The organism is Ottowia sp. oral taxon 894, assembly GCF_001262075.1.
GTDB lineage: Bacteria > Pseudomonadota > Gammaproteobacteria > Burkholderiales > Burkholderiaceae_C > Ottowia > Ottowia massiliensis.
The window spans coordinates 2,407,400-2,433,850 of record NZ_CP012073.1 but is presented as its reverse complement, the minus strand read 5'-3'; the positions used below and the strand labels follow the sequence as shown (position 1 = coordinate 2,433,850).

Below are 26,451 nucleotides of genomic sequence, written 5' to 3'. Positions count from 1 at the left end.
GGTTTTTCAAGGCGGTTGGTTCGTGATGGAAGCGGGACGCGAGCGCGGGGCCTGCCCCGCTGGCTCGCCGCCCGTCTTGGTTATTGGCTCAGGGGCGGCGTGGCGGCCATCACTTCCTCCAGTGTGGTCACGCCTTCGGCCACGCGCAGGGCGCCGGCCAGGCGCAGGGGGCGCATGCCGTCGGCCACGGCCTGCTTGCGCAGCTCGGCAAGGACGCCGCCGTGCTGCACCTTGGCCTGGAATTCCTCGCTGACGGTGAGCAGCTCGTGCAGGCCCAGGCGGCCCTTGAAGCCGGTCATGCGGCACTCCACGCAGCCTACGGGCTTGTACAGGTGCGGCTCGGCGTTGAGTTTCCAGGGGCGGATGGCTTCCTTGAGCAGTTCGACGGCGTGCGGGTCTTCATTGGGCTGGCGGCACAGCGGGCAGAGGGTGCGCACCAGGCGCTGCGCCAGCACGCCCAGGATGGTGGCGCTGAGCAGGTAGGCCGGCACGCCCAGCTCCATCAGGCGGGTGAGGGCGCTGGGGGCGTCGTTGGTGTGCAAGGTGCTGAACACCAGGTGGCCGGTGAGGGCGGCCTGCACGGCCATTTCGGCGGTTTCCAGGTCGCGGATTTCGCCAATCATGATGATGTCCGGGTCTTGCCGCATGAGCGCGCGCAGGCCCTCGGCAAAGCTGAAGTCGATGGCCGGCTGCACTTGCGTCTGGTTGAAGGCCGGTTCGATCATTTCGATGGGGTCTTCAATGGTGCTGACGTTCACTTCTTCAGTGGCCACGCGCTTGAGGGTGGAATACAGCGTGGTGGTTTTGCCGCTGCCGGTGGGGCCGGTAACGAGGATGATGCCGTAGGGGCGGGCGATGAGCGCTTCCCAGCGCGCGGCGTCGTAGCGGGCAAAGCCCAGGGCTTCGAGCGACTTGGAGGCCGATTCGGGGTCGAAGATGCGCATCACCAGCTTTTCGCCAAAGGCGGTGGGCAGGGTTGAGAGGCGCATTTCCACTTCCTGCCCGGCGGGGTTGCGGGTTTTGATGCGGCCGTCCAGCGGGCGGCGCTTTTCCACCACGTCCATGCGGCCCAGCAGCTTGATGCGCGCGGTCATGGCGGCCAGCACGGCCAGCGGGGCCTGATAGACGGGGTGCAGCACGCCGTCGATGCGAAAGCGGATCACGCCCTGGTCGCGCCTTGGCTCCAGGTGAATGTCGCTGGCGCGCTGGTCAAAGGCGTATTGCCACAGCCAGTCCACTACCTGCACCACGCCCTGGTCGTTGGCGTCGAGCTGCTTGTTGCTGCGGCCCAGCTCCACCAGCTGCTCGAAGCTGGCGGTGGCCGAGACGCCGCCGCTGGACTTTTGCACGGCGCGCACGGTTTTGGCCAGCGCGAAGAATTCAGCCGTGTAGCGGCGGATGTCCGCCGGGTTGGCCACCACGCGGCGCACCATGCGCTTGCTCTGGCGCTCCACTTCGGCCACCCAGTCGGTGATGAACGGCTCGCTGGTGGCCACCACCACTTCGCCGCTGGTCACCTGCACGGGCAGCACCTTGTGGCGCTCGGCGTAAGCAGCGCTCATGGTTTCGGCCACTTTGCCGACTTCCACCTTGAGCGGGTCAATGCGCAGGTAGCCCAGGCGCGCGCGCCCGGCCAGGTATTCGGTCAGGCGCTCCACGTCCATCACGTTGCCCTGCGCGTCGGTCACGCCAATGGCGGCCAGGCGTACCAGCGCGTGCTGCGAGCTTTCGGCCTGGCCGATACGGGCCACGGTGCGCTCGGCTTCTTCGTTGGTGATCACGCCGTCCTGGCGCATCCACGCGATGAGGTGGCGCCACTGCAGCGGGCCGCTGTAGTGCTCGGGGTCTGGCGCGGCGGCAAAAGCGTGCGGGGCGTGGTGATGGCGGTGTGCGTGAGGAACGGGTGGCGGGGTGGTCATGGCAATGGGCAAGGCAAAACGCGCGGCGCGGGCATCAGAGTCTGTTCAGCATCTGGCCGCAAAGGGCGGCAGATCGGGCGGATCGGCGGATCGGGATGGGCTGCAAAGCGCCATCCGCAGACGGGCCTTGCCGCCTGCTGGAGGCTTGCAAGGCCCGCGAGCGCCCGGCTCCGCGTTTTTCGCATCCGCAGGCAGGCTTTGGGCAGGTTCGCAGAAAGAGGAGCAAATTCAAGGGGGTCAAAAACGGCTTTCGCGCACTATCCACTAGGACATCATGCTATCAATCAGGGAGCGAAAACAGGCGCGCTCCAGCCATGCGCGCCTGCCAGCAAGGCCGGCAGCTTACTTCTCCACCGGCTTGAGCCACTTGAGCCACTGCGGCGCGGGCAACCCCCAGCGCTGGCGGATTTCTTCGGCGCGCGCGGCCAGCGCCTCGCGCGAGGGGCGGGTGGGCGCGCGCTCGGCCAGCACCACGGTGTTGCCCTCGCGCGTGGGCTTGAAGGCCCAGAGGGCGCGCGCGCCAAAGGCTTCGCCCATGCACGCCAGGCTGCGCGCGTAGCTGGATGAGCGGCCAAACAGGTTCACGCTCATCACGCCGTGGGCGGTGAGCAGGCGGCGGCAGTCGGCATAGAACGCAGCGCTGTCCAGCACGGGGGCGGCGGCTTCGTGGTCATACAAATCGACTTGCAGCGCGTCCACCGTGCCCAGCCACTCTTCGCGGCGGATTTCCTCGGCGGCATCAGCCAGCACCACGCGCAGGGTGGGGCCGTCTTCCGGCAGGCGAAACCAGTGGCGGCACACGGCCAGCACTTGCGGGTTCAGCTCGATGGCCGTGGTGCACATGCCCACCTGCTTGCAGCAGAACTTGGTGAGCGCGCCCGCGCCCAGGCCCAGCTGCATGGCGTGGCCTTGCACGGCGTCGTCCAGATCGGGCGCGAGCAGCATCCAGCCCATCATGCGCTGCACGTATTCCAGCTCCAGCGCGTAGGGCTGGCGCAGGTTCATGCTGCCCTGCACCCAGGGCGTGCCCAGGTGCAGGTGGCGCACCGGGCCATCTTCCGAAATGCTGACTTCGGGCAGGCCGCCGGCCCTGGCATCAGTCGCTGTCATCAACCGGCTCCGTCTGGATGGATGCGCCTGTGGCGTAGAACTGCCCGCCCGCCACGTAGTGCAGGCTGCGCCACTCGGGCGCGCTTTCAAACTGCCAGCGGCCCTGGCGAAAGGCGCGCTCATCCGCCCAGGCCGCCGTGATTTCGCCCATGAACAGGTCATACAGCAGCTCGTTGCGCTTTTCCGGCAGCACGCGGCACGCCAGCCAGGCCGAGCAGCCCGCCACCAGCGGCGCGGGGCAGCCAGGCAAATCAAACAGCCGCGCGCCGGAGTGGGCGAGCTTTTGCGCGTCTGCATGCAGGCTGTGCGTGCCCAGCCAGCGCACCAGCGGCGCCTGCGCCGCCGTGGGCACCTGAATGACGAAGTGGCCGCTTTCCTCAATGAGCGCGCGCGTGGCCGCGCCTTTGTCAATCACCACGGAGAGCTTGTCAAAGTCCAGCACGCAGGCCCAGGCGGCGGCCATCACGTTCTGCCGGCCGCCGCTGCGCGCGGACACCAGCACCGTGGGGCCGTGATTGAGCAGCCGCACGGCCTTGGGCAAAGGCACAGGGGCGATGAAAGGGGGAAGCAGAGCGGATGGCATGGCCGTGATGGAAAGAGCGAAGCGTGAAAGAAAAAGAACGCGTTGGCGGGCCAAAGCGGCCGGCGCTGCGGAAAAGAGAGCGGCTTGCGCCGGACTGGCGGGCGCTGGCGGGCTTTGGGACGTTTTCAGGCGCTTCTGAACGCTGGAACCCGCCTGGCCGCCGCGCCCTGTTGCCGCCCGCCATGCGCCAAAAAACAAACTGCCCGCGCCAGGGCGAAACAGGCGCGGGCAGCTCGCGGGGGCAAGGCGCGCAGGCCGGATCAGAACAGCACGCGCACGCGCATCGTGCCCGGCACGGCGCGCAGCTTGTCAATCACGCTGGCGGAAGCGCCCGCGTCCGTGTCAATCACCACGTAGCCCAGCGCGTCATCCGTTTGCAGGTACTGGGCGGCCACGTTGATCTTCGCGTCGGAGAAAACCTGGTTGATGGCCGACATCACGCCCGGCACGTTCTTGTGCACATGCAAGATGCGGTCGCGCCCCGGGTGCTCGGGCAGCGCCACTTCGGGAAAATTCACCGAGGTGATGGTCGAGCCGTTGTCCGAATACTTCACCAGCTTTTCGGCCACTTCCAGGCCGATATTGGCCTGCGCTTCCATCGTGGAGCCGCCAATGTGCGGCGTGAGCAGCACATTGTCCAGCCCGCGCAGGGGCGACTGGAATTCGTCCTTGTTGGACTTCGGCTCGGACGGAAACACATCCACCGCCGCGCCCAGCAGCTTGCCCGACTTGATGGCTTGCGCCAGCGGCTCGATTTCCACCACCGTGCCGCGCGAGGCGTTGATGAAAATGGCGCCCGGCTTGAGCGCCGCAATCTCCTTGGCGCCAATCATCCAGCGCGTGGAAGGCAGGTCCGGCACATGCAGCGAAACGATGTCGCACTGGCCCAGCAAATCGTGCAGATTGCCCACCGGCTGCGCATTGCCCAGCGGCAGCTTGGCCACCACGTCATAAAACAGCACGTTCATGCCCAGCGACTCGGCCAGCACCGAAAGCTGCGAGCCAATGGAGCCGTAGCCCACGATGCCCAGCGTTTTGCCGCGCGCTTCATACGAATTTGTGGCCGATTTCATCCAGCCGCCGCGATGCGCCGCCGCGTTTTTTTCGGGAATGCCGCGCAGCAGCAAGATGGCCTCGGCCAGCACCAGCTCGGCCACCGAGCGCGTGTTGGAATAAGGCGCGTTGAACACCGCCACGCCCTTGTGGCGCGCCGCCTCCAGATCAATCTGGTTGGTGCCTATGCAAAACGCACCGATGGCCACCAGCTTTTGCGCCGCCGCCAGCGCCTCGGCGTTCAGCTGCGTGCGCGAGCGCAGGCCCACAAAGTGCGCATCGGCAATCTTTTCTTTCAGCTCATCGCCTTGCAGCGCGCCCGGCAGCGTCTCCACATTGGTGTAGCCAGCGTTCTTGAGCACTTCTACCGCCGAAGGGTGTATGCCTTCGAGCAACAGGAATTTGATCTTGCTTTTGTCCAGCGACGTCTTGCTCATGATGTGACCTTGCCTTTGAAGTGGGATGAAACGAAAAAGGGGCGGCAGATTCAACTGAACCGCCGCCCCGGCAGACAAGCGCGGGATGCTAGCACCAACGCCTGAAATAGCCTGACACGCGCCAGCCCGTCCGCGTTCAAACTCTGTTGATGGTCTGGCCGCGAGAGGCAAAAGTGCAGATCAGGGCTATCTGCAAGGTGCAAACCGCTGATGGACTCTACTGTCCGCTTGCTGCCCGACGAGGCGTTTGCAACGCCCACGGGCAGATTACGAAACAGACCCTCAGCGCCCAGCCAGAGGCGATAAGGTGAAATAGCCCAGCAAATAGCGCCCTTCCTCATCAATCGGCTGCTCGCTCATGGCAAGGGCTTCGGCCCGCTGGCCTTTGCCATCCAGCCAAAGCTCCAGCAAGTCTTTGCCTACGCGGCGGCCCTTAATTTCCTGTCGGGTACCGTTCCAGTCCCTGGCCGCAGCGTCTGCCTGCTTGACATAGGCCACCCAAGTGCCGGGGGTCAGGAAAAAACGGCGCGATTTGATGGCATAGGCGTGGCCCAAAAAGGCCATTGCTTCATCTTCCAGACGACTGGCTGCTTCCGAAAAATGGCTCGCGTCAGACTCTTGCAGAAAAGAAAAGGGAGGTGGATTTGACATGGTATCGATATCTGCTGCCCAAGTGGTTACACCAAAAATCAAACAGCTCATCACGCCAGCATTGCTTAGAAATTTCTTCAACCAATTCATTTCGACCCCATATCAATATATTCAAGCCCTGTCCTTCTATCATATTTCTCATTCTCACTTCAACAAAAGAAGCACTACTGTCAACCGGTATATTTTCATTCACAAGACTCGAATTATTGCGTTGCCAAGGATTCCGCAAACGAACTACAGCCTCGTCATTTTGATCAAAACGAACTCCATCCACCACATAGATATTGTTATCCACCAAATCATCCTGTGGAGCGTTCTTGTCACAAAATAAGCGACGAAAAACCAATTGGATATATATTCCGGGTCTGTTGGCAAAGTAACAGGGCGCCCTTCTTGCAAGGCTTGCCTGACTCGCGCTTCAATACTCTTGGTTTCCCTATTGCAAACGCTTGATCTCGAGAAATACCATCACCTCGCGCCCCTGTGATCGTCTGCATGGCTTCTCTTGCCTTGCCACCTTCGTCTATATCCCTCTTCCAAGGTGCCTCCTCTTAATTTAGCGTAGGCAACTTCCATTACGGACAGCCATACGGGCGTGTCAAATTTACCATTGCCAAGTCAAAACTCTAAACTAAAATTGTCAGTTTCATGACTATAGGAAATAGAATTCTGGATTTGATCTGGAGACCGGTCGGCTACAGCTCCAGCATTAGCAATGAAAAGCAATATCCAATACGATCCTGCTGGATATTATCAGCAGAAGGCCTGCCAGACACTCCATACAAATCAGCGGCGCCATAAAAACGTTCATTTTCCAGAGTAGGAGCCACGGGAGGGATAGGGCGACTCCCTTCTCCACGCGCCGCTACATTGGACAAACCAGAACCAAGCTGATTAAACCGTGTGGGTGTCACGTCAGTGGCTGAAGGTGTTGCAGATCTGTTTTCATTGCGGCGGTCTTGGGGAAGCACACCACTGGCAGCAGTAGCTTGCCGCCCTTTGCGTGGCTGCGGGCTGCTGCGGTCTTGGGGAAGCACACCACTGGCAGCAGTAGCTTGTACATGGAAGATGGCATGGATCATGTCTCGAGTGCTGTGCTGACAGGATGCTTTTTTGTTCTTCCCGACAAGCGTTTGCCACTGCTCGTCGTTCATATCGTTTAGGCATATGAAGTGCTATCAATCTAGGCTTTGAGAACAGTCTCTCAAGCCCGCCCAGCCCGCCTGTAACGGGCTGGGTGGAAAGCCATGACAGGCACAGGCAGCAACATCGGCATGACCGCCGTGGCCTGCACGCCCAATGTGCGGGTGATGAATGCCGGGGCCGCCTGGCGGCTGAAGATTGCCAGCGCGGCCGGTCTGATCGCTCATGCCCGCGCCAACCCCGAACAGCTTGGCAGGCGGGCTTCAACATTGACAACCTGACCCGCGCAGCAGCGCTTTGCCGCCCTTTGCCACACCCTCTGGCCGCTGCTCTTCACGGGCAGGCTATGGGCAGAGCGCTCAATCAAACTGCAAGGTACGCACGCCCTGCTGCGTGGCGAGCAGACAGCAGCTGGCCTTTTGGCGGGCGAACACGCCGACAGTGACCACGCCGGGCCACTGGCTGGTTTCGTTTTCAAAGGCCAGCGGGTCGGTGATGTGCAAGCCCCGCACGTCCAGGATGTGCAGGCCGTTGTCGGTCACGTAGGGCTGGCCGCCACTCATGCGCAGCGCGGCCTGGCCGCCCAGGGCGGCGAACTGGCGGGCCAGGCGCGCGGCGGCCATGGGGATGATTTCCACCGGCAGGGGAAAGCGCCCCAGCGTGTCCACCTGCTTGGAAGCATCGGCAATGCAGATGAAGCGCCTGGCTTGCGCGGCCACGATTTTTTCGCGCGTGAGGGCGCCGCCGCCGCCTTTGAGCATGTGGCCGCGCGGATCGATTTCGTCCGCGCCGTCGATGTACACGGCCAGCTCGCCGGCCTGCTCCAGCGGCACGACGGCAATGCCCGCCGCGCGCAGCAAGGCCGTGCTGGCTTCGGAGCTGGAGACGGCGCGAATGGCGGCATGGGCTGCGGAAAGGGCGGCGATGAATTTGTTCACGGTGGAGCCGGTGCCCACGCCGATGAGCGCGCCCGCTGGCACGTATTGCAGGGCGGCTTGGCCGACGAGGGTTTTCAATTCATCCTGTGTCATTTTGGGAAAATGTGCCGTTTATCAGAGCGCGTTCAGAGTCTGGCCGTGAGGGGCGAAAGCGCGAAATCGGGATGGGCTGCAAGGCGCAAACCGCAGACGGACGGGCCTTGTGGTCTAGCGAGGATTCGCAACGCCGCAGACCGCCCGAGTCCGCACTTTCTGCATCCACGGCCAAGCTCTGAACAGTTTCTTAATGTTTTCTGATTATCCAAAATGCCTTTTATGCCTTATGGCCTGATCCGTTCTGCTCTGTTCTGCATGGACGCCGAGGCGGCCCACGAGAAAACGCTGGCGGCGCTGGAGCGCACGCAGAACACCTTCTGGCAGCTTCTGTGGCGGCAGCCGCGCGTGCAAGACCCCGTGACGCTGGCGGGCCTGACGCTGCCCAACCGCGTGGGCCTGGCGGCGGGGCTGGACAAAAACGCCCGCTGCATTGACGCGCTGGCGGCCATGGGCTTTGGCTTTGTGGAAGCGGGCACCGTCACGCCGCTGGCGCAGCCGGGCAATCCCAGGCCGCGCCTGTTCAGGCTGCCGGCGGCGCAGGCGCTCATCAACCGCATGGGCTTCAACAATGAGGGCGTGGCCGCTTTCGTGACGCACGTGTGCACGTCGCGCTTTGCCGAACAGCGGCAAAGCGCCGCCAAGGGCGCGCCGCGCATGGCGCTGGGCCTGAACATCGGCAAGAACGCCGCCACGCCAATGGAGCGGGCGCAAGACGACTATCTGATGTGCCTGGCCGCCGTGTATCCGCATGCCGACTACGTGGCAGTGAACATTTCCAGCCCCAACACCCGGAACCTGCGCGATTTGCAGGCCGATGAAGCGCTGGCCGCGCTGCTGGCGGCGCTCAAGTCGCGCCAGCGCGAGCTGGCCGATGCGCATGGCCGCCACGTGCCGCTTTTTCTGAAGATCGCGCCTGATCTGGACGAGGCGCAAGTGCAGTCCATCGCCGCCGCGCTGCTGGAGCACGGCATGGATGGCGTGATTGCCACCAACACCACGCTCTCGCGCGAGGCCGTGCAGGGCCTGCCCCACGCGCAGGAAGCGGGCGGCCTCTCGGGCGCGCCCGTGCGCGAGGCCAGCTGCCGCGTCATCCGCCAGCTGCGCGCAGCGCTGGGCGCAGGCTTTCCCATCATTGGCGCGGGCGGCATCCTGAGCGGTGAAGATGCCGTGGCCAAGATTGAAGCGGGTGCAGACGCCGTGCAGCTGTACACCGGCCTGATCTACAAAGGCCCCGCGCTGGTGGCCGAGGCGGCGCAGGCCATCAAGGCCCATCTGGCCTCGCAGGGCCAGGTTCCGCCTGCTGGCGATGCCTCAGCCGGCCCGCCTGCGGCTGGCGCTCAATGACGGGCGCGCTCGCTGCCTTCTTTGTCGTCCTCTTTGTTGCCTTCCGCCTGCAATGGCTGGCCGCCTGTCCAGGCAGCTTTTGCCTGCGCCATCCGACCGGTCTGCAGACGGGCGCAGATTGAGCGGCTTCGCACGTCTTCTCGCACGCCATCCGTTTCCGGGCCTGTCCAGGATCTGGCCGTGGGGGCGACAAACTGAGAAAAGCAAGCCGGTTTCGCTTCCGAATCCATAGCATGAGGTCCTAGTGGAATGGGCGCATATGCCGTTTTTCATGCACCTGAATCCGCTCCTGTTTTTGCTGCAATCTAACCTGCTGCCCTTTTTCATTTGCCAGCCGCGCTGGCGGGCATGGGCGCGGGAGCGCGGTTTCTGACATGCGGTAACGGTTTGCTGTTTGCCGATAACATTCCCGCTTTTTTTCGCGCATTTTTTGCGGATTTGCTCATGCAGGCGCTTTTGAAATTCTCGCGGGCGGTGGACTGGCTGAACGGGCTGGTTGGCAAATATGTGATCTGGCTGATTCTGGGCGCCACGCTCATCAGCGCGGGCAATGCGGCGGTGCGCAAGGTGTTTGGCGTGAGTTCCAACGCGCTGCTGGAAGTGCAGTGGTATTTGTTTGCCTGGTCGTTTTTGCTGGCGGCGGGCTATACGCTGCTGCATCGCGAGCATGTGCGCATTGATGTGCTCAGCAGCCGCTTTTCAAGGCGCGCGCAGGCGTGGATTGATGTGGCGGGCTTCGCGCTGTTTCTCACGCCGATTTGTCTGGCGGTCATCTACTTGAGCGTGCCGGTGCTGGCCGACAAGTTTCAGACGGGCGAGATGTCGGCCAACACGGGCGGGCTGGTGCGCTGGCCGGTGTGGGCGGCGCTGCCGGTGTCGTTCGCGCTGCTGCTGCTGCAAGGCTGGTCGGAGCTGATCAAGCGCATTGCCTTTTTGCGCGGGCAGGGGCCTGACCCGATGGGCCGCATGAGCGACGCGCAGGACGCGCAGGCGCTGGCCGAGGCGCTGCGCGCCGAGCGGGAGGCGGCGCAGGCTGCCGCACCAGAGAAAAGCGCGAGCTGAAGCGGGGGCACAGGCAATGGAATTCGTGGTGGCCAATTTCGCCCCGGTCATGTTCGCGGGGCTGATCGTGTTTTTGCTGCTGGGCTTTCCGGTGGCGTTCAGCCTGGGCGCGTGCGGGCTGTTTTTTGCCTTCGTGGGCGTGCAGCTGGATGTGTTTCCGCCCAGCGTGCTGGCCTGGCTGCCGCAGCGGCTGATCGGCATCATGTCCAACGACACGCTGCTGGCCGTGCCCTTTTTCACGCTGATGGGGCTGGTGCTGGAGCGCAGCGGCATGGCTGAAGATTTGCTGGAGACGGTGGGCCAGGTGTTCGGCCCGCTGCGCGGCGGGCTGGCGCTGGCCGTCATCTTTGTGGGGGCGCTGCTGGCGGCCACCACGGGCGTGGTGGCGGCTTCGGTCATTTCAATGGGGCTGATCTCGCTGCCCATCATGCTGCGCTACGGCTATGACCGGCCGCTGGCGGCTGGCGCCATTGCCGCTTCGGGCACGCTGGCGCAGATCATTCCGCCCTCGCTCGTGCTCATCATCATGGCCGACCAGGTGGGCCGCAGCGTGGGCGACATGTACAAGGGCGCGTTCACGCCCGCTTTCATGCTGGTGGGGCTGTATGTGCTGTATGTGGTGCTTTTGGCGATATTCCGCCCGGCCTGCGTGCCCGCGCTGCCGCCGCAGGCGCGCACGTTCCGCGAGGCCAACGGCAGCAGCGGCTATGCCTCGCTGACGGCGGTGATGGCGCTTTCCATTGGCACGGCCACTGTGCTGGCGCAGAACATGGCCGCCGTGCACACCTGGTGGCTGGGCCGCACGGTGCAGAGCGTGCCCACCGACGAAAAAATCGTGGTGGCCGCCTGCGGCGGCGTGGCGCTGGCGCTGCTCATCGCCCTCATCAACCGGGGGCTGAAGCTGGGGCTGCTTTCGCGCCTGGCCGAGCGGGTGACGTTCGTGCTCATTCCGCCGCTGCTGCTCATCTTTTTAGTGCTGGGCACCATCTTCCTGGGCGTGGCCACGCCTACGGAGGGCGGAGCTATGGGCGCGGTGGGCGCGCTGGTCATGGGCTTTGTGCGCAGGCGGCTGGACTGGGCGCTGCTCAGGCAGGCGCTGGCGGCCACGACCAAGCTGGCCTCGTTTGCCATGTTCATTCTCATTGGCGCCACCATCTTCAGCCTGGTGTTCCAGGCGGCGGACGGCCCGCTGTGGGTGGAACGCCTGCTCAGCGACTTGCCGGGCGGCCCGGTGGGCTTTCTGATTCTGGTGAACGTGATGGTGTTCTTCCTCGCGTTCTTTCTGGACTATTTCGAGCTGTCTTTCATCGTCGTGCCGCTGCTGGCGCCAGTGGCCGAGAAGCTGGGCATTGACCTGGTGTGGTTCGGCGTGCTGCTGGCGGTGAACATGCAGACTTCGTTCCTGCATCCGCCTTTCGGCTTCGCGCTGTTTTTCCTGCGCTCCGTGGCGCCTGCCAGTCCCTATGTGGACCGCGTCACGGGCCAGCTCATGCAGCCGGTGACGACGATGCAGATTTACAAGGGCGCCATTCCCTTCCTGCTGATCCAGCTGTTCATGGTGGGCGTGCTCATCGCCTTTCCGCAGCTGGTCACGGGCAGCCTGGAAGCCAAGGCGGAGGTGGATCTGGACGCCATTGGCCAGCAGATGCTGCAAGACCTGGAGCAGCCTTCCGGCGGCTACGGCGATGCGGCTGATGAAAGCCATGGCGGAGAAGGCGCGGGCGGCTACGGCAGCGAGAGCGGCTATGGCGATGCGCCTGCTGGCGAGTCTTCCGGCAGCGATGCGGGGGGCTATGGCTCATCTGGCGGCTATGGCGCTGGCACGGAAGGCGGCGAGGCCGCGCCGCCGCCGGAAGATGAGCCGCAGGGCTACGGCAGCGAAGCGCCAGCGGAATAACCAGCGGAATAGCCGACGGAATAAAACGGCTATTTCCCATCAGCGCAGTGAATGCGCCGATAAAAAAGAAAGCCGCGATTCGCATCGCGGCTTTCTTGTTCATTTATCCATCATTTACAGCTTCGCGCCATTGATGTACTGGTTGTAGGTGAATTCCGAATAACGGTTCCACAAAATCTGCTCTTTCTGGAAGGCGCGCATGTCGTCAAACACCTTCTTGAATTCGGGTGATTTGTCGCAGTGCTCGGCATACACCTCCTGCGCGGCCTTGAAGCCCGCGTCCACCACCGGTTTGGGGAACATCTTGAACTGCGTGTTGCCCGCGCGCAGGCGCTTGAGCGCTTGCGGGTTGCGGGCCTGGTATTTGCTCGTCACCTCAATGGCCGCCACATCGGCGGCGGCGCGCACGGCGGCCTTGTATTCGTCCGGCAGCTTGTCAAAGGCCTTGTTGTTGATGAAAAAGTCAAACTGCGCGCTCGCTTCCCACCAGCCAGGGTAGTAGTAATACGGCGCCACTTTGCTCAGGCCGAGTTTTTCATCGTCATACGGCCCCACGAACTCGGAGGCGTCCAGCGTGCCTTTTTCCAGCGCCTGATACACGTCGCTGCCCGGCATGTTCTGCGCCACCACGCCCAGCTTGGCCATCACTTCGCCAAACAGGCCGCCGCCCAGGCGCATCTTCAGGCCCTTGAGGTCATCGGGCGACTTGATTTCCTTGCGGTACCAGCCGCCCATCTGCGTGGTTGTGTTGCCCGCGCACAGCGCGTGGAAGTTGTATTTCTTGAAAAACTCGTCCAGCAATTTGCCGCCATTGCCCTGGCGGCGCCAGGCTTCCATTTGCAGCGTGGTCAGGCCAAACGGCACGGCGCAGGCAAAGGCGAAAACGGGATCTTTGCCCGTGAAGTAATAGCCGGCGGTCTGCGCAATTTCGATGTTGTCGTCCTGAATCGCGTCCACCACGCCAAAAGCGGGCATCAGCTCGCCTGCGGCGTGCACCGACACCTCGAACTTGCCGCCCGTCAGCGCCTTGACCACGCGCGAAAACGTCTCGGCGCTGCCCATGAGCGTGTCCAGCGACTTCGGAAAGCTCGAAGCCATGCGCCAGCGCACCGCCTGCTGCGCCTGCACGGCAGGGGCCACGCCAGCGGCCAGCACGCCAGCCAGGCCAGCGCCTTTGATGAGAGAACGACGATCCATGATGGGGGTTCCTTTTGAGTCCATGAAAAAGGGAAAAACAAAGTGTAGTCACGGCCAGCCGCGCCCCGCGTGCAGGAAAACGCCTAATGCCCGCCGTCCGGCTGCGAGGGGCGGCAGATTGAAATGGGGTGGCTGGCTTCGCTATTGAATCAATAGCGTGATGTCCTAGTGGAAACTGCGCAGAACGGTATTTTTGGACCTCTGGATCCGCTCCTGTTTTTGATGGTTCCGGCGAATGCGGCTGTCCGGTTCAGTGCTTGCAGCGCGCGGGCGGCCTGCGGCGGCAAGGCTGGTCCGCCGCTTCACGGGGAGAGGAGGGGAAAACAGCGGAAAAACAGGTTTTCCGTCAGCTCCCCGCCGTGATGCCCGCTTTTTTGATGATGCGGGCATTGGCCTGTGATTCGGCTTGTATCTGCCGGGCAAAGGCAGCAGCGCTGCCGCCAGTGGGCAGGTTGCCGGCGGCTTCGATTTTCTGTCGCGTCTGCGGCTCATTCAGTGCGGCATTGACGGCGGCGTTCATGCGCTCGATAACGGCGGCGGGCGTGCCGGCCGGGGCGAACAGACCGAATACGGAAAAGCGGTTGGCTTCAGGCAGGCCCAGTTCTGAAAGCGTGGGCGTATCGGGCAGCGCTGCCAGGCGGGCGGGAGCGCCTGCGGCCAGGGCGCGCAGCCTGCCCGCGCGCACGTGGCCGATGACAGCAGGGCTGGCGTTGGTGGAGAGCACTTCAAAGTGCCCGCCCAGCGCGTCGTTGATTTGCTGGCCGCCGCCCTTGTAGGGAATGTGGGTGATGTCCACCTTCGCGCTGGCCTTGATTTGCTCCAGCATGACGTGGCCCAGCGCGGCCGAGCCTGCAGTGGCCCAGCGCACGGAGCCGGGTGCCTCCCTGGCGCGCTCCAGCAGCGCCCTGAAGTCAGGCGCGTGGTTGGCGGGCGTGGCCAGCAGCAGCACGGGCGAGGCCAGCACGCTGGCGGCGGGAGCCAGGTCTTTTTGCGGGTCAAATGGCATCTTGCCGCCCAGGTGGGGCAGCAGCGCCACGGGGCTGACGGAGGCAAAGCCGAACGTGCGCCCATCAGGCACGGCCTTGGCTATGGCGCCCAGCCCTATGGCGCCGCCCGCGCCAGCCTTGTTTTCCACCACGGCGCTGACGCCCAGGCGCTGGGCAAGCTGGTCGGCCAGCAGCCGCGCCGTGGCATCGGCCACGCCGCCTGGCGGGTAGGCCACGATGATGCGAATCAGGCCCGCATCTGCACGCGCGGCGAAAGGCGCGGCAGCAAAAGGCAGAACAGTTGCGCGGGCCAGCAAGCCCAGACAGCGGCGGCGGTTGAAGGCAGGCATGGGAATACGGGGTTTTATGAATGTGAATGCTGCGCCTATTGTCAGCCCGCAGGCAAGGCGCTGGCGATGCGAATCGCCATTTTTGGGGCGGGCAAACAAGCGAAGCTGGCGCAGGCAAATGCCTGATTTCCCTGTAATAGGCAGGGGCAATGGCTGGTTTACCATGTGAAAACAGCCGCCTGCATGGCGTGTTTTTTCTTTTGCCCTTCATGGATTTGTTCTATGCAATTTGACATTCTCATCAGCGGCGCTGGCCCGGCGGGCCTGTGCCTGGCGCGCGCGCTTTCGGAATCGGGCCTGAATATCGGCCTGGTTGAGCAGCAATCGCTTCCGGCGCTGGAGCAGGCGCCGTTTGACGGACGCGAAATCGCGCTCACGCAGCGCTCGGCCACGCTGATGCGCGAAATGGGGCTGTGGCAGCGCATTGAAGCCATGGAGCCTGCGGCGTTTTCACCATTGCGCGATGCGCGGGTATTCAATGGCGAATCGCCCTTTTCCATGCAAATCAGCCACCGTCTCACCCGGCGCGACGAGCTGGGCTGGCTGGTTTCCAACTACCTCATCCGCCGCGCCGCGCTGGCCGAAGTGCAGGCCGCCGCCAGCGCGCATGGCCGCATCACCTTGCTGACGGGGCAGGCCGCCACGCAGGTGCGCTGCGGGGCCGAAGGCGCGCAGCTCACGCTGGCCGATGGCGCCACGCACACCGCGCGCCTGCTGGTGGCCGCCGACAGCCGTTTTTCCGTCACGCGCCGCGCCGTGGGCATTGCCGCGCGGCAAAACGACTTTGGCCGCAGCATGCTGGTGTGCCAGATCACGCACGAAGTGCCGCACGAGCACACGGCCTGGGAATGGTTCGATTACGGCCAGACGCTGGCGCTGCTGCCCATGAACGATGACCCGGCCACCGGCATGCCGCGCGCCTCTGCCGTGCTCACGCTGCCGCACCAGGGCATTGAGGCCATGATGGCGCTGGACGAAGCCGCCTTCGGCCAGGACATGACCCGGCGCTTTCATGGCCGCCTGGGCGAAGTGCGCCTGAACAGCACGCGCCACGTGTATCCGCTGGTGGGCGTGATGCCGCGCCGCCTGGTGGCCCCGCGCTTTGCCTGCGTGGGCGATGCGGCCGTGGGCATGCACCCCGTCACGGCGCACGGCTTCAACTTCGGCCTGCTCAGCGTGCAAACCCTGGCGCAGGAGTTGCGCGCCGCCCACGCCGCCGGCCGCGACATCGCCGCCGCCGACGTGCTGGCCCGCTACGAGCGCCGCCACATGCTGGCCACGCGGCCGCTGTATGAAATCACCGGCCTCATCGCGCGCCTGTACACCACCGACTCCGCCCCCGCGCGGCTGCTGCGCGACGCCGCCCTGCACACAGCCCAGCGCCTGACGCCCTTCAAGCGCCTGGTAGCCGCCACGCTGGCGGGCCATGCGGCGTAAGAGCCTGTCCAGAGCCTGGCCGTAAAGAAGCAAAAGCCAGGAAACCGGAATGGGCCGCCAGGCGCAGACGGGTCTTACGGCCCGCTTGCAGCCCGGCGAGGGCTTGCAAAACCCCAAACGCCCGGTCCCGTATTTCCGCCCCCACGGACAGAGCCGCTTTCAAGCCCCCCTTTCATGGCCTGCATGCGCGAAATGAAAAGAGCAAAACGGGGCGGCAAGCGCGGGCCAGCAAGGCGAATGAAAGGCTGAATACGCGGCATATTCCGCTCCTTTATCAATAGCAATGGGTCCTAGTGAAAATTGCGCTGATGCCAATTTTTACCCTCTCAAATTCGCTCCTTTTTTTGATTCTGGAATGGACAGCGCGCGTCCGCTCACGGGCTGGGGCCTGCGCGGGGTTTCAGCGCGGGCCGGTTCGCGGGTCCGCATGTCCGTAAAAGCAGGTCCGCGTAAATTCGCATTTCCCTCAACCACCTGAAACAGGAGCATTTGGATGATGCGAACACTTCAGCGAGGCCTTGTGTGCTTTGCCCTGGCGCTGGGGCTGGCAGGCTGCGGCGGCGGTGATGGAGATGCCGCCAGCGCCGGATCGGCGCCGGTCATCACGGCGCAGCCGCAGTCCGTCACCATTTCCAGCAGCGGGGTGACCACGCTGCGCGTGGCGGCCACGGGCAGCGGCGCGCTCAGCTACCAGTGGCGGCGCGGCGGCGCGGCCATCAGCGGGGCCACGTTTTCCAGCTACACCACCAGCGCGGCGGGCAGCTACGCCGTGGTGGTGAGCAACGCCTACGGCAGCGTGACGAGCAACACCGCCACCGTGACGGTTCATGACGACGCGGGCACGCCCGGCAACGCCTGGAACATCCACACCGGCAGCCACGCGCCTGATCTGGCGGACACCAGCGGCTGGCTGCCCCTTTCCATTGCGCTGGACACGCTGGAGGTCAGCAGCGCTTCGCCGCGCCTGTCGGTGAACCGCGCCAGCAGCAGCATGGCCACGGTTTCAGTGGACGGCATGGCGGCCATCACCCTCACGCGCGACAGCTACGGCCTGACCATTCGCAACCAGCTCAGCGGCGACACGCACGTGGCCTTCAACCTCAGCGGCGCGGGCGTCACGCCGCTGACGGTGTACAGCGCCAATGACTACAAGCTGGCGCTCTCGGGCGCGGCCATTGCCAGCGGCGACGGCCCGGCGCTGAACCTGCAATCGAAACAAACGGCCTTCATCGAGCTGACGGGCATCAACACCCTGACCGACTCCGCCACCTGGAGCGCGCGCACCAGGGACGACGGCAGCGCCATGGACCTGAAAGCCACGCTGTTTGCCGAAGGCCCCGTCGTGTTCAGCGGCAGCGGCTCGCTGGCCATCAGCGCCACGCCAAGGCACGCGCTGGCCAGCGACGCGCACGTGCGCCTGCGCAGCGGCACGCTCACCCTCACGGCCGCCGCCAAGGACGGCCTGCGCGCCGCCCAGGCCTTCGTGATGGATGGCGGGCAGCTGGGCATCACCGCGCCAGCGGGCAAGGGCATCAGGGTGAAAGGCAAGGAAAGCAACGCCGTCGGCAACACGCCGGCGCTGGGCTTTGTCGCCATCAATGACGGCGCGCTGTCCGTCACCAGCCGCGACAAGGGCATGACCGCCTCCTGGAAGAGCAGCGACGGCAAAACGGCCGACACGGCGGACGACCCCGATCCGCGCGTGACGATCAACGGCGGCGCGGTCACCATCACCACCACCGGCGCGCCCCGGGAAAGCGCCAATGCGGCGGGCGGCAAAGACGCGCTTTCGCCCAAGGGCATCGAAGCCCGATCCGCGCTCACCGTCAATGGCGGCTCCGTCACCGTCAATGCCACGGACGACGCCTTCAAGGCAGGCTCCGCCGTGACCGTGTCTGGCGGGCGCGTTTACGTTGCCAGCAGCAAAGCCAGCGCGGTGGACTCCAGCGGAGCGCTCACCATCTCCGGCGGCTACATGGTGGCCATTGGCGCCAGCGCCACCGAAAGCGCGCTGAACGCCAGCCGGGGCGCCTTCACCGTCACGGGCGGCGTGTTTGTCGGCATCGGCGGCGGCAACAGCACGCCCGCCGCCGACGCGGCCACGCAAAACATCATCTCTGCGCGCAACGTGAGCGCCGGCCTGTGGACGCTGCGCGATGCCTCCGGCAACGCCGTGTTCTCATACCACGCGCCGAAACCGGCCCAGGCCCTGCTCGCCAGCTCGCCGCTCATCGTCACGGGTGGCTCCTACTCGGCAGTCACGGGCGGCGCGCTGGGCAGCGCGGGCGAAGACTTCCACGGCCTGGCCATCAACCCCACCACCCACACGGGCGGCACGGCCGGCCGCAGCGTCACCATCTCCGGCCGCCTGACAGCCATGTGAGCCGGACGCCAGCAGGCCGCAGGCGCACCGCAAGCCCCGCCCGGCGCATACGCCCGGCGGGGCTTTTTTTCAGAGCCTGTTCGGCGTCTGGCCGTGAGGGATGAACGCGCGGGAGGCTCTTGCGGCCCGGCGAAGATGGGCAACGCCGCAAGTCGCCCGATTCCGCGCCCGGTTCCGCGCTTGCCGCACCCACGGATGGATTTCGAGAACAGGCCCTCATCCGCCGCGCTGGCGCAGCGCTTCGTACAGGCAAATACCGCTGGCGACCGAAACATTCAGGCTCTCCACCGCGCCCCGCATGGGAATGCGCACCAGCTCATCGCAGCTTCTGCGCGTGAGCTGGCGCAGCCCCGCGCCCTCCGCGCCCAGCACCAGCGCAGCGGGGCTGGCGAAATCGGCCTCGTACAGCGTCTTTTGCGCCTCACCCGCCGTGCCCGTGACCCAGATGCCGCGCTCCTTGAGTTCGCCCAGCGTGCGCGCCAGATTTGTGACCATGAAATAAGGCACCGTCTCCGCCGCGCCGCTGGCCACCTTGGCCACCGTGGCGTTGATGCCCGCCGCGTGATCCTTGGGCGCGATCACGGCATGCGCGCCCGCGCCATCAGCCACGCGCAGGCACGCGCCCAGGTTGTGCGGATCGGTCACGCCATCCAGCACCAGCAGCAGCGGCGGCGCTTGCAGCCCATCCAGCAAATCGTCCAGCGAGCGCGAGCGCTCCAGCTCCTGCACGCGCGCGGCCACGCCCTGATGGCCCGCGCTGCCCGCCAGGCGGGTCAGGCGCAGGCCATCGGCCTCAATCACGCGCGCGCCCGCTTCTTGCGCACGCGCCAGAAACTGCTTCATGCGGGCATCGCGCCGCGAAGCATCCACATAAATCTCGATCACGGAAGCAGGCGCGACCTTGAGCCGCACACCCACGGCATGAAAGCCAAACAAAACCTTGGAAGAGCCAGACATGAAGCCACCCGGAAAAAAAGAAAAAAGCCGGCAGGGGCCGAGCCTTGAAAAAAAGCGAATTCTGGCTGTCCGATACCGGCCACGCCTTCGCACAGCGCAGGCAGGAGCCAGCCCGCGCCTTGCGCCCCATGGCGGTTTGCCCCTCGCATTCCACATTCCGCCCCTTTGCCCCTCACGGCCAGACTTTGGGCAGGTTCTTGCAGAACAGGGCGCGGCTGCCATTGACAAGACCAGTGCGGAGCGCGATCGCGGACTGGGCCAGCCATGAATGCACAGCGATGAATATGCGGCTTTATTTTGCTCTTTAATTAATAGCTAGATGTCCTAGTGGAAAGTGCGCAGATAGGCATTTTTACCCCATCAAATTAGCTCCTGTTTTTGATGAATCCGGGCGGGTACGCCTGTCCGGTTCAGCCGCCTGCGGCGCGGGGCCGGGCGGGCAAAGGGGTGGAAAGGTCAAGCAGTGCGGGCAGGTGGCGAAGGCTCATCTGCGGCTTGCGCCTTGCAGCCCATCTTGATTCGCAGTTTCTCCGGGCAGGTTCTCAGCGCCCCACCTGCGCCCAGACTTTTTCCAGGCGCTTGAGGCTCACGGGCTGGGGCGTGCGCAGCTCCTGGGCGAAAAAGCTCACGCGCAGCTCTTCAAGCAGCCAGCGCAGCTCTTGCATGCGTTCGTCTTGCTGGCCTTTGCGCTCGGCCACCAGGCGCCCAAAGCGCTGCTCTTGCGCGCGCACGTCTTGCATGTGCCGGGTGTCGCGGGCAGGGTCGGCGCGGCGTTTGTCAAAGCGCAGTTGCACGGCTTTGAGGTAGCGCGGGTAGTGCTGAAGGGCGCTCCAGGGCGTGGCGGTGATGAAGTCGGGCGGCAGCAGGCGCTGCAATTGCTCGGCGGCGTCTTTGGCCGCTTCGGGGGCGGCTTTGGCGGCGTCTTTCACTTTGCGGGCGGCCTGGGCGTGTTCGGTCAGGATGTGGGCGGCCAGGCGCGCGATTTCGTTGGCGATGAGGGTCAGGCGCGCGCGGCCTTCTTCCACGCGGGCGGCAAAGGCGGCTTCGCTGGCGGGCAGCGGCTCCATCAGAAAGGCGCGGTCCAGCGCCAGGTCGATGATTTGCTGGCGCAGCTGCCCTTCGGTGCCCAGCGGCATGTAGAGCACGGCCATTTTTTGCAGATCGGGAATGTTTTTTTCGAGGTATTTGAGCGCGTCGCGGATTTGCAGGGCGAAAAGCCGCCGCAATCCGGTGCGGTGGCGCGCGGCGGCCACTTGCGGCTCGTCAAAGACTTCGATGGTGACGGCGTCGCCCGCGTCCACCAGCGCGGGAAAGCCGATGAGCGTCTGGCCTTTGCGGGAAATTTCCATCAGCTCGGGCAGCTCGCCAAAGCTCCAGCGGGTGTGGCGCTGGCTGGCGGCGTCGCTGCCAGCTTCGGTTTTGAGCGCAGCCCGCGCTGGCTGGGCGGGCGTTTGCGGCGCTTGGGGTGTTTCTGCCGGGTTGGCGGGGGCCGCGTCGGCGTTGAGTTCCGCCTTGGCGGCTTTCAGGCCGGCCAGCGCCTGAAAAGCGCCGCGCGCCTGGCCGCCCAGTTCGGCCTTGAGGGCGGCGAGGTTGCGGCCCGCGCCCAGCTGGCGGCCGTGTTCGTCTACCACGCGCACATTCATGAACAGGTGCGCGGGCAGCATGTCGAGCTTGAAGTCGGTGCGTTTGACATCCAGCCCGGTTTCGCTGCGCACGATTTGCAGCAGCGCGTCGGTCAGGCTGCCGTGGCCGAAGGCGTCGGGCGCGCCCAGTTTTTCAGCCAGCCGCGCGGCGCTTTCGGGCAGGGGCACGAAGCGGCTGCGGGGCTTTTGCGGCAGGCTTTTGAGCAGGGCCTGGATTTTTTCTTTCAGCATGCCGGGCACGAGCCATTCGCAGCGCGCTTCGCTGATTTGGTTGAGCACGAACAGCGGCGCGGTGACGGTGAGGCCGTCGCGCGCGTCGCCCGGCTGGTGCAGGTAGGCGGCGGCGCAGTCCACGCCGCCCAGCCGCAGCATTTTGGGAAAGGCGGCGGTGGTGATGCCCGCCGCTTCGTGGCGCATGAGTTCTTCGCGGGTGAGCGTCAGCAGCCGGGGGTTGGCCTGGCTGGCTTGGCGCCACCACTTTTCAAAGTCGCGCCCGTTGCTGATGCCTTCGGGCACGTGCGCGTCGTAGAAGGCGTAGATGAGTTCGTCATCGACCAGCACGTCTTGCCGGCGGCTTTTGTGCTCCAGCTCCTGCACTTGGGCGATGGTGCGGGCGTTGGCCTGCAAAAAGGGCAGGCGGCGCGGCCAGTCGTCGGGCACGTTGCGCTCGGCCATGCCGTGCACCAGCGCTTCGCGGATGAAGATTTCGCGCGCCTCGCGCGGGTCGGCCTGGGCGTAGCTTTTGCGGCGGCCGCTGTAGACCGTCAGGCCGTAGAGCGTGGCGCGCTCGAAGGCGATGACGTCTTGCGCTTTTTTCTCCCAGTGCGGCTCCGCCAGCTGCTTTTTGAGCAGGTGGCCGCCCATTTCCTCCAGCCACTGCGGCTCGATGCCGGCGATGCCCCGGCCATACAGGCGCGTGGTTTCCACCAGCTCGGCGCAGACGATCCATTTGCCGGGCTTTTTGCGCAGGCGCGCGCCGGGGTGGCGGTGAAACTTGATGCCGCGCGCGCCCAGGTATTGCTCGCCGCCGTGGCTTCCGGCGTGGCCGTGCTGCCCTTCTTCCAGCTTGCAGCCCACGTTGCCCAGCAGGCCGGCCAGCAGGCTTTTGTGCAGGGCCTCGTAGCTGGCGGGGCGGGTGTTTTCGCGCCATTGGTGCTCGGCGGCCACGGTGCGCAGCTGGGTGTGGATGTCGCGCCACTCGCGCACGCGGCGCACGCTGATGTAGTTTTGCCGCAGCAAGGCTTCCCACTGGCGGTTGCTGAGGCGGTGGGCAGGCGGATGGACCGGCGCTGTTTCAGGCATGAAATCGGCGTTTTGTCCTGGTGCAGACTCGTTTTTCTGCTCTTGTTTCTGGAGCATCCGCCGCGCTTGCGCCAGCGCTTGCGCGGCGCGCTGGGCGGCTGTTGCGCGCCCGCTTTCGCCTTTTTCGTCTTCTTGCGCCGGCATGGAGCGCCGCGAGCTGGCGGCGCGCCCTTCGCGCGCGTCTTGCAGCCACTGCCACAGGCGCAGGTAGCCGCTGAATTCGCTTTTGTCGTCGTCAAACTTGGCGTGCGCCTGGTCGGCCTGGGCTTGCGCCTGCAAAGGGCGGTCGCGCACGTCTTGCACGCTCAAGGCGGCGGCAATCACCAGCACTTCGCGCAGCGCGCCGCGCTCGCGCGCTTCAATCAGCATGCGGCCCACGCGCGGGTCCAGCGGCAGGCGGGCCAGTTCGCGGCCCAGCGGGGTGAGGGCTTGCGCTTCGTCCATCGCGCCCAGCTCGGCCAGCAGGGCAAAGCCGTCGGCAATGGCGCGGCCCGAGGGCGCGTCGAGAAACGGAAAGTCTTCCACCCGCCCGCCTTCGCCGCCCAGGCGCAGCGCCTTCATGCGCAAGATGACGGCGGCCAGCGAGCTGCGCAGGATTTCGGGGTCGGTAAAGCGCGGGCGGCCCGCGAAGTCTTTTTCGTCATACAGGCGTATGCACACGCCGTTGCTCACGCGCCCGCAGCGGCCCGCGCGCTGGTTGGCCGCTGCCTGGCTGACTGGCTCCACCAGCAGCTGCTCCACCTTGCTGCGCAAGCTGTAGCGCTTGACGCGCGCCGTGCCCGCGTCCACCACGTATTTGATGCCGGGCACCGTCAGCGAGGTTTCGGCCACATTGGTCGCCAGCACGATGCGCGGGGCCGTGTGCGGGGCGAACACGCGGTCTTGCTCGGCCTGGCTCAGGCGCGCAAAAAGCGGCAGCACCTCCGCGCCGCGCGTGAGCGGGCTGTGCGACAAGTGCTGGCGCAAGTGGTCGGCCGCTTCGCGGATTTCGCGCTCGCCGGGCAGAAACACCAGCACATCGCCCGAAGGCTGGCCCGTCCAAAGCTCATCGACCGCGCTGGCAATGGCGTCGTTCAGGCCGTAATCGCGGCTTTCTTCAAAGGGCCGCCAGCGCTGCTCCACCGGGTACGTGCGGCCCGAAACCATCAGCACCGGCGCGCTTTGGCCGCTGGCGTCGGCAAAGTGGCGGGCAAAGCGCTCGGCGTCAATCGTGGCGGAGGTGACGATGAGTTTCAGATCAGGCCGCCGGGGCAGGATTTGCTTGAGGTAGCCCAGCAAAAAGTCAATGTTCAGGCTGCGCTCGTGGGCTTCGTCGATGATGAGCGTGTCGTAAGCCTTGAGCAGCGGGTCGGTCTGCGTTTCGGCCAGCAAGATGCCGTCGGTCATCAGCTTCACGCTCGCGCCGGGCGAGAGCCGGTCGCTGAAACGCACCTTGTAGCCCACCACTTCGCCCAGCGGCGTTTGCAGCTCATCGGCAATGCGCCGGGCCACGCTGGTGGCTGCGATGCGGCGCGGCTGCGTGTGGCCAATCAGCCGCCCGCGCCCGCCCGCCTGGGCGTTCAGCCTGCCGCGCCCCAGCGCCAGCGCCATCTTGGGCAGCTGCGTGGTTTTGCCCGAACCGGTTTCGCCGCAAACGATGATGACCTGATGCTTTTGCAGCGCCGCCTCGATTTCCGCGCGGCGGGCCGAAACAGGCAGCTCCGGCGGAAAGGCGATGACGGGGCGCGAAGAAGCTGAAGCGGGCGAGGCAGGGGCATTCATAGGGCGGGCGATTATCTGGCGCGGCGTCTTTGCGCGGGCCTGCCTGCGCAGCCGCTGCCCGCACGCGGCCTGCCAGCGCGGAAAAAGCGGAAAAAGCGGAAAAAGCGGAAAAAGCGGAAAAAGCGGAAAAGCGGAAAAGCGGAAAAGCGGAAAAGCGGAAAAGGGGCGAAGCAGGCGTAAGCGGTGGATAAGCTGCTTTTTTACGCTCTTATAGTCATAGCATGATGTCCTAGTGGATACTGCGCTAACAAGTATTTCAAACCCCTTGAATTCGCTCCTTTTTTAGAACCTATCGGGCTAGAAAAGAACAGGCAGCACACCTCGCCAGCTCCGCTGGCAAGCGCGCCGTGAACCTGCTTCTTTCAGTCATGGTTAGTCATGGCGCAATTTCTTCTGCCGTGCCCGCGCATCGGCAAGATGCGTTGGTCTTTGATTGAATGGCGGCAAACGGCGGACTTTTGAATTCAGCCGGACGGCGGGCCTGGCCTCAATACACGTCGCGGCAGTAGCGCCTTTCGGCCAGCAGGGCATCCACGCGCTCGCTGCCCAGCGTCTGGCGCAGCACGGCATCCACGCCGGCGGCCATGCCAGAGAGGCTGCCGCACACGTAAAGGGCGGCGCCTTCGTCCATCCACTGGCGCAAGGTGGCGGCTTCGCGCGCGAGCACGGTTTGCACGTAGGTTTTGGGCGCGCCGGGGGCGCTGTCGCGGGAGAAGGCGGCATCGACGCGCGGCAGGTGGCCGCTGGCTTGCCAGCGGGCGATTTGTTCGTGGCAGAGCCAGTCGTGCGCGGCGTTGCGTTCGCCGAAGATGAGCCAGTTGCGGTGCTGTCCGGCGGCTTCGCGCGCGTGCAGGTGGGCCAGCAGCCCGGCCAGGCCCACGCCGTTGCCGATGAGGATGAGCGCCCGCGCGGCGTTGCCGCCCAGGTGAAAACCGACGTTGGCGCGCAGGCGCACGGGCAGCGTCTGGCCCGCTTGCAGCTCTTCGGTCAGCCAGGCGGAGCACAGGCCGGGGCTGCCGTCGGCGCGGCTTTGGCGGCGCACGAGCAGTTGCAGGCGGCCGCTTTGCGGGATGGAGGCGATGGAGTAGTCGCGCGGGTTTTTGGCGTCAGCCGGGGGGGCGATTTGCGCCAGGTCGCCCGCTTCCCACGTCAGGCTGGCTCCGGCGGGGGCGGTCAGCTCCAGCAGCCAGACGGGGCTGCCTGCGCTGCCGGGGTTCAGGCGGGTTTTGGCGGCCAGTGTCCAGTCGTGCCAGCCGCTGGCTTCGCTGGGTTGCTCGGGTTGCCAGCGGGCCAGTTGCGCGGCGTCCAGCCCGAAGGCGGCGGCCAGTTGCTTGCGCCAGGCGGCCAGGGCGGCGTTCATTTCAAAGTCATCGGCGCTGTCGGCCTTGATGCAGGCAAACAGGCGCTGGCCGCCGCTGGAGGCCAGCCAGCCGTCGATGGCCTGGCCGAATTGGCAGAAGTTGTCGTAGCTGCTGTCGCCCAGCGCCAGCACGGCGTAGCGCAGGCCGTGCAGGGGCGGGTGCTGGCGCATGTGCTGTTTTTCAAAGGCCACGGCTTCGTCGGGCGGTTCGCCATCGCCATAGGTGCTGGCCACCACCAGCAGGCGGGTTGCGCGCCGCAGCGCATCGGCATCGAGCAGCGCCAGCGGCGCAGCTTGCGCCGGCTGGCCGCACGCTTGCAGCATGGCGGCGGTGTTTTTGGCCAGCGTCTGCGCCATGCCGGTTTGCGTGGCCCAGGCGACGAGCACGGGGGCGTTTTCAGGATGGGCGGGCTGCCCTGCCCCGCTGGAGCCGGTAGAAACCGTGGCGAAAGCGCCGCCGCCCGCTGGCGTCAGGCCAGCGGCCTGCATGGCCTGGGCGGCTTCAGCCACGGCAGCCAGCCGCCTGCGGCGCTGGCGCTGCCAGATGCTCAGGCACAGCAGGGCATAGGCGGCCAGCAGGGCGAGCGTGAGGCCGTAGCGCAAGGCGTCGGAATAGTCAGGCATGACAGTAGAGATGAAGACGGCGGCAAAACAGGAAAGCAAGCGCGAAGAGCGTATGCCGGTGCGGGTCAAGGCTAGCTCGTTTTTCATGGGCACAGGCGGGCGGGGCCTCAAAGAAACCCATTTCAGCAGGGTGAAAAACGGCTTTCCCGCAGGCTTCACCAAAGCATGATTGATGGGTCAAGCGCATTTCCCGCCTGCAAGCGCTGCCTTTTGCGGCT

Annotated in this window: 20 protein-coding genes; 7 read left to right on the top strand and 13 right to left on the bottom strand. The window is 65.2% G+C overall.

Annotation, left to right across the window (positions count from 1 at the left end; translation table 11 throughout):
• Positions 1–80: 80 nt before the first annotated feature.
• The 6 genes from ADJ79_RS10690 to ADJ79_RS14460 all read right to left on the bottom strand — a co-directional run bounded on the left by ADJ79_RS10690 (position 81) and on the right by ADJ79_RS14460 (position 6,907).
• Positions 81–1,919 (bottom strand): GspE/PulE family protein, encoded by a 1,839-nt coding sequence (locus ADJ79_RS10690; protein ID WP_082203403.1) that lies wholly within the window; start codon positions 1,917–1,919, stop codon positions 81–83.
• Between the two features lie 342 nt (positions 1,920–2,261).
• Positions 2,262–3,029, bottom strand: coding sequence for a spermidine synthase (locus ADJ79_RS10685; RefSeq protein ID WP_050715946.1), 768 nt, complete (start codon positions 3,027–3,029; stop codon positions 2,262–2,264).
• On the bottom strand, positions 3,016–3,612 hold the full coding sequence (locus ADJ79_RS10680; protein ID WP_050716579.1) for a flavin reductase family protein: 597 nt from the start codon (positions 3,610–3,612) through the stop codon (positions 3,016–3,018). The genes ADJ79_RS10685 and ADJ79_RS10680 overlap by 14 nt, the downstream gene beginning before the upstream one ends.
• 260 nt (positions 3,613–3,872) lie before the next feature.
• Positions 3,873–5,102: a phosphoglycerate dehydrogenase gene (gene serA / locus ADJ79_RS10675; protein ID WP_050715945.1), complete on the bottom strand. Its 1,230-nt coding sequence runs from the start codon at positions 5,100–5,102 to the stop codon at positions 3,873–3,875.
• A gap of 282 nt (positions 5,103–5,384) precedes the next feature.
• Positions 5,385–5,843, bottom strand: coding sequence for a hypothetical protein (locus tag ADJ79_RS14465; protein ID WP_156304151.1), 459 nt, complete (start codon positions 5,841–5,843; stop codon positions 5,385–5,387).
• Positions 5,844–6,448: 605 nt separating this feature from the next.
• Complete coding sequence (locus tag ADJ79_RS14460; RefSeq protein WP_156304150.1) at positions 6,449–6,907, bottom strand: hypothetical protein; 459 nt, start codon at positions 6,905–6,907, stop codon at positions 6,449–6,451.
• Positions 6,908–7,027: 120 nt separating this feature from the next.
• Between ADJ79_RS14460 and ADJ79_RS14455 the strand changes: the two genes are divergently transcribed.
• Positions 7,028–7,177 (top strand): hypothetical protein, encoded by a 150-nt coding sequence (locus ADJ79_RS14455; protein WP_156304149.1) that lies wholly within the window; start codon positions 7,028–7,030, stop codon positions 7,175–7,177.
• Between the two features lie 78 nt (positions 7,178–7,255).
• On the opposite strand, the gene rpiA is transcribed toward ADJ79_RS14455, so the two are convergent.
• Complete coding sequence (gene rpiA / locus ADJ79_RS10660; protein ID WP_050715942.1) at positions 7,256–7,927, bottom strand: ribose-5-phosphate isomerase RpiA; 672 nt, start codon at positions 7,925–7,927, stop codon at positions 7,256–7,258.
• Between the two features lie 213 nt (positions 7,928–8,140).
• Between rpiA and ADJ79_RS10655 the strand changes: the two genes are divergently transcribed.
• Entirely contained in the window at positions 8,141–9,274 is a 1,134-nt protein-coding gene (locus tag ADJ79_RS10655) for a quinone-dependent dihydroorotate dehydrogenase (protein WP_082203265.1), read from the top strand.
• On the opposite strand, the gene ADJ79_RS14450 is transcribed toward ADJ79_RS10655, so the two are convergent.
• Entirely contained in the window at positions 9,268–9,504 is a 237-nt protein-coding gene (locus ADJ79_RS14450; protein WP_156304148.1) for a hypothetical protein, read from the bottom strand. The genes ADJ79_RS10655 and ADJ79_RS14450 overlap by 7 nt on opposite strands.
• 214 nt (positions 9,505–9,718) lie before the next feature.
• On the opposite strand from ADJ79_RS14450, the gene ADJ79_RS10650 reads away from it, so the two are divergent.
• Both ADJ79_RS10650 and ADJ79_RS10645 read left to right on the top strand, forming a co-directional pair.
• Entirely contained in the window at positions 9,719–10,336 is a 618-nt protein-coding gene (locus ADJ79_RS10650; RefSeq protein ID WP_050716578.1) for a TRAP transporter small permease subunit, read from the top strand.
• A 16-nt stretch (positions 10,337–10,352) separates the two neighbouring features.
• Complete coding sequence (locus ADJ79_RS10645) at positions 10,353–12,233, top strand: TRAP transporter large permease subunit (RefSeq protein ID WP_082203264.1); 1,881 nt, start codon at positions 10,353–10,355, stop codon at positions 12,231–12,233.
• Positions 12,234–12,347: 114 nt separating this feature from the next.
• Here ADJ79_RS10645 and ADJ79_RS10640 read toward each other — a convergent pair whose 3' ends face one another.
• Positions 12,348–13,430 (bottom strand): TRAP transporter substrate-binding protein, encoded by a 1,083-nt coding sequence (locus tag ADJ79_RS10640; protein ID WP_050715941.1) that lies wholly within the window; start codon positions 13,428–13,430, stop codon positions 12,348–12,350.
• A gap of 346 nt (positions 13,431–13,776) precedes the next feature.
• Positions 13,777–14,766: a tripartite tricarboxylate transporter substrate binding protein gene (locus ADJ79_RS10635; RefSeq protein ID WP_050715940.1), complete on the bottom strand. Its 990-nt coding sequence runs from the start codon at positions 14,764–14,766 to the stop codon at positions 13,777–13,779.
• A gap of 222 nt (positions 14,767–14,988) precedes the next feature.
• On the opposite strand from ADJ79_RS10635, the gene ubiM reads away from it, so the two are divergent.
• A complete protein-coding gene (gene ubiM, locus ADJ79_RS10630; protein WP_050715939.1) occupies positions 14,989–16,203 on the top strand; it encodes a 5-demethoxyubiquinol-8 5-hydroxylase UbiM in 1,215 nt (404 codons plus the stop codon).
• 493 nt (positions 16,204–16,696) lie between these two features.
• Entirely contained in the window at positions 16,697–18,586 is a 1,890-nt protein-coding gene (locus ADJ79_RS10625) for a carbohydrate-binding domain-containing protein (RefSeq protein WP_082203263.1), read from the top strand.
• 216 nt (positions 18,587–18,802) lie between these two features.
• Here ADJ79_RS10625 and rlmB read toward each other — a convergent pair whose 3' ends face one another.
• The 3 genes from rlmB to ADJ79_RS10610 form a co-directional block, all read right to left on the bottom strand.
• Entirely contained in the window at positions 18,803–19,543 is a 741-nt protein-coding gene (rlmB, locus tag ADJ79_RS10620; protein ID WP_050715937.1) for a 23S rRNA (guanosine(2251)-2'-O)-methyltransferase RlmB, read from the bottom strand.
• 542 nt (positions 19,544–20,085) lie between these two features.
• Positions 20,086–24,249 (bottom strand): ATP-dependent RNA helicase HrpA, encoded by a 4,164-nt coding sequence (gene hrpA, locus ADJ79_RS10615; RefSeq protein ID WP_050715936.1) that lies wholly within the window; start codon positions 24,247–24,249, stop codon positions 20,086–20,088.
• 487 nt (positions 24,250–24,736) lie between these two features.
• A complete protein-coding gene (locus ADJ79_RS10610; RefSeq protein ID WP_082203402.1) occupies positions 24,737–26,233 on the bottom strand; it encodes a sulfite reductase subunit alpha in 1,497 nt (498 codons plus the stop codon).
• On the opposite strand from ADJ79_RS10610, the gene ADJ79_RS14445 reads away from it, so the two are divergent.
• Positions 26,232–26,402: a hypothetical protein gene (locus tag ADJ79_RS14445; protein WP_156304147.1), complete on the top strand. Its 171-nt coding sequence runs from the start codon at positions 26,232–26,234 to the stop codon at positions 26,400–26,402. The genes ADJ79_RS10610 and ADJ79_RS14445 overlap by 2 nt on opposite strands.
• The last annotated feature ends 49 nt before the right edge of the window (positions 26,403–26,451 follow it).

Excerpts from the sequence above, each read along its gene's own strand:
- ADJ79_RS10690 (WP_082203403.1), bottom strand. The coding sequence starts at position 1,919 with ATGACCACCCCGCCACCCGTTCCTCACGCACACCGCCATCACCACGCC.
- ADJ79_RS10685 (WP_050715946.1), bottom strand. The coding sequence starts at position 3,029 with ATGACAGCGACTGATGCCAGGGCCGGCGGCCTGCCCGAAGTCAGCATT.
- ADJ79_RS10680 (WP_050716579.1), bottom strand. The coding sequence starts at position 3,612 with ATGCCATCCGCTCTGCTTCCCCCTTTCATCGCCCCTGTGCCTTTGCCC.
- serA (WP_050715945.1), bottom strand. The coding sequence starts at position 5,102 with ATGAGCAAGACGTCGCTGGACAAAAGCAAGATCAAATTCCTGTTGCTC.
- ADJ79_RS14465 (WP_156304151.1), bottom strand. The coding sequence starts at position 5,843 with ATGAATTGGTTGAAGAAATTTCTAAGCAATGCTGGCGTGATGAGCTGT.
- ADJ79_RS14460 (WP_156304150.1), bottom strand. The coding sequence starts at position 6,907 with ATGAACGACGAGCAGTGGCAAACGCTTGTCGGGAAGAACAAAAAAGCA.
- ADJ79_RS14455 (WP_156304149.1), top strand. The coding sequence starts at position 7,028 with ATGACCGCCGTGGCCTGCACGCCCAATGTGCGGGTGATGAATGCCGGG.
- rpiA (WP_050715942.1), bottom strand. The coding sequence starts at position 7,927 with ATGACACAGGATGAATTGAAAACCCTCGTCGGCCAAGCCGCCCTGCAA.
- ADJ79_RS10655 (WP_082203265.1), top strand. The coding sequence starts at position 8,141 with ATGCCTTTTATGCCTTATGGCCTGATCCGTTCTGCTCTGTTCTGCATG.
- ADJ79_RS14450 (WP_156304148.1), bottom strand. The coding sequence starts at position 9,504 with ATGGATTCGGAAGCGAAACCGGCTTGCTTTTCTCAGTTTGTCGCCCCC.
- ADJ79_RS10650 (WP_050716578.1), top strand. The coding sequence starts at position 9,719 with ATGCAGGCGCTTTTGAAATTCTCGCGGGCGGTGGACTGGCTGAACGGG.
- ADJ79_RS10645 (WP_082203264.1), top strand. The coding sequence starts at position 10,353 with ATGGAATTCGTGGTGGCCAATTTCGCCCCGGTCATGTTCGCGGGGCTG.
- ADJ79_RS10640 (WP_050715941.1), bottom strand. The coding sequence starts at position 13,430 with ATGGATCGTCGTTCTCTCATCAAAGGCGCTGGCCTGGCTGGCGTGCTG.
- ADJ79_RS10635 (WP_050715940.1), bottom strand. The coding sequence starts at position 14,766 with ATGCCTGCCTTCAACCGCCGCCGCTGTCTGGGCTTGCTGGCCCGCGCA.
- ubiM (WP_050715939.1), top strand. The coding sequence starts at position 14,989 with ATGCAATTTGACATTCTCATCAGCGGCGCTGGCCCGGCGGGCCTGTGC.
- ADJ79_RS10625 (WP_082203263.1), top strand. The coding sequence starts at position 16,697 with ATGATGCGAACACTTCAGCGAGGCCTTGTGTGCTTTGCCCTGGCGCTG.
- rlmB (WP_050715937.1), bottom strand. The coding sequence starts at position 19,543 with ATGTCTGGCTCTTCCAAGGTTTTGTTTGGCTTTCATGCCGTGGGTGTG.
- hrpA (WP_050715936.1), bottom strand. The coding sequence starts at position 24,249 with ATGAATGCCCCTGCCTCGCCCGCTTCAGCTTCTTCGCGCCCCGTCATC.
- ADJ79_RS14445 (WP_156304147.1), top strand. The coding sequence starts at position 26,232 with ATGACAGTAGAGATGAAGACGGCGGCAAAACAGGAAAGCAAGCGCGAA.
- ADJ79_RS10610 (WP_082203402.1), bottom strand. The coding sequence starts at position 26,233 with ATGCCTGACTATTCCGACGCCTTGCGCTACGGCCTCACGCTCGCCCTG.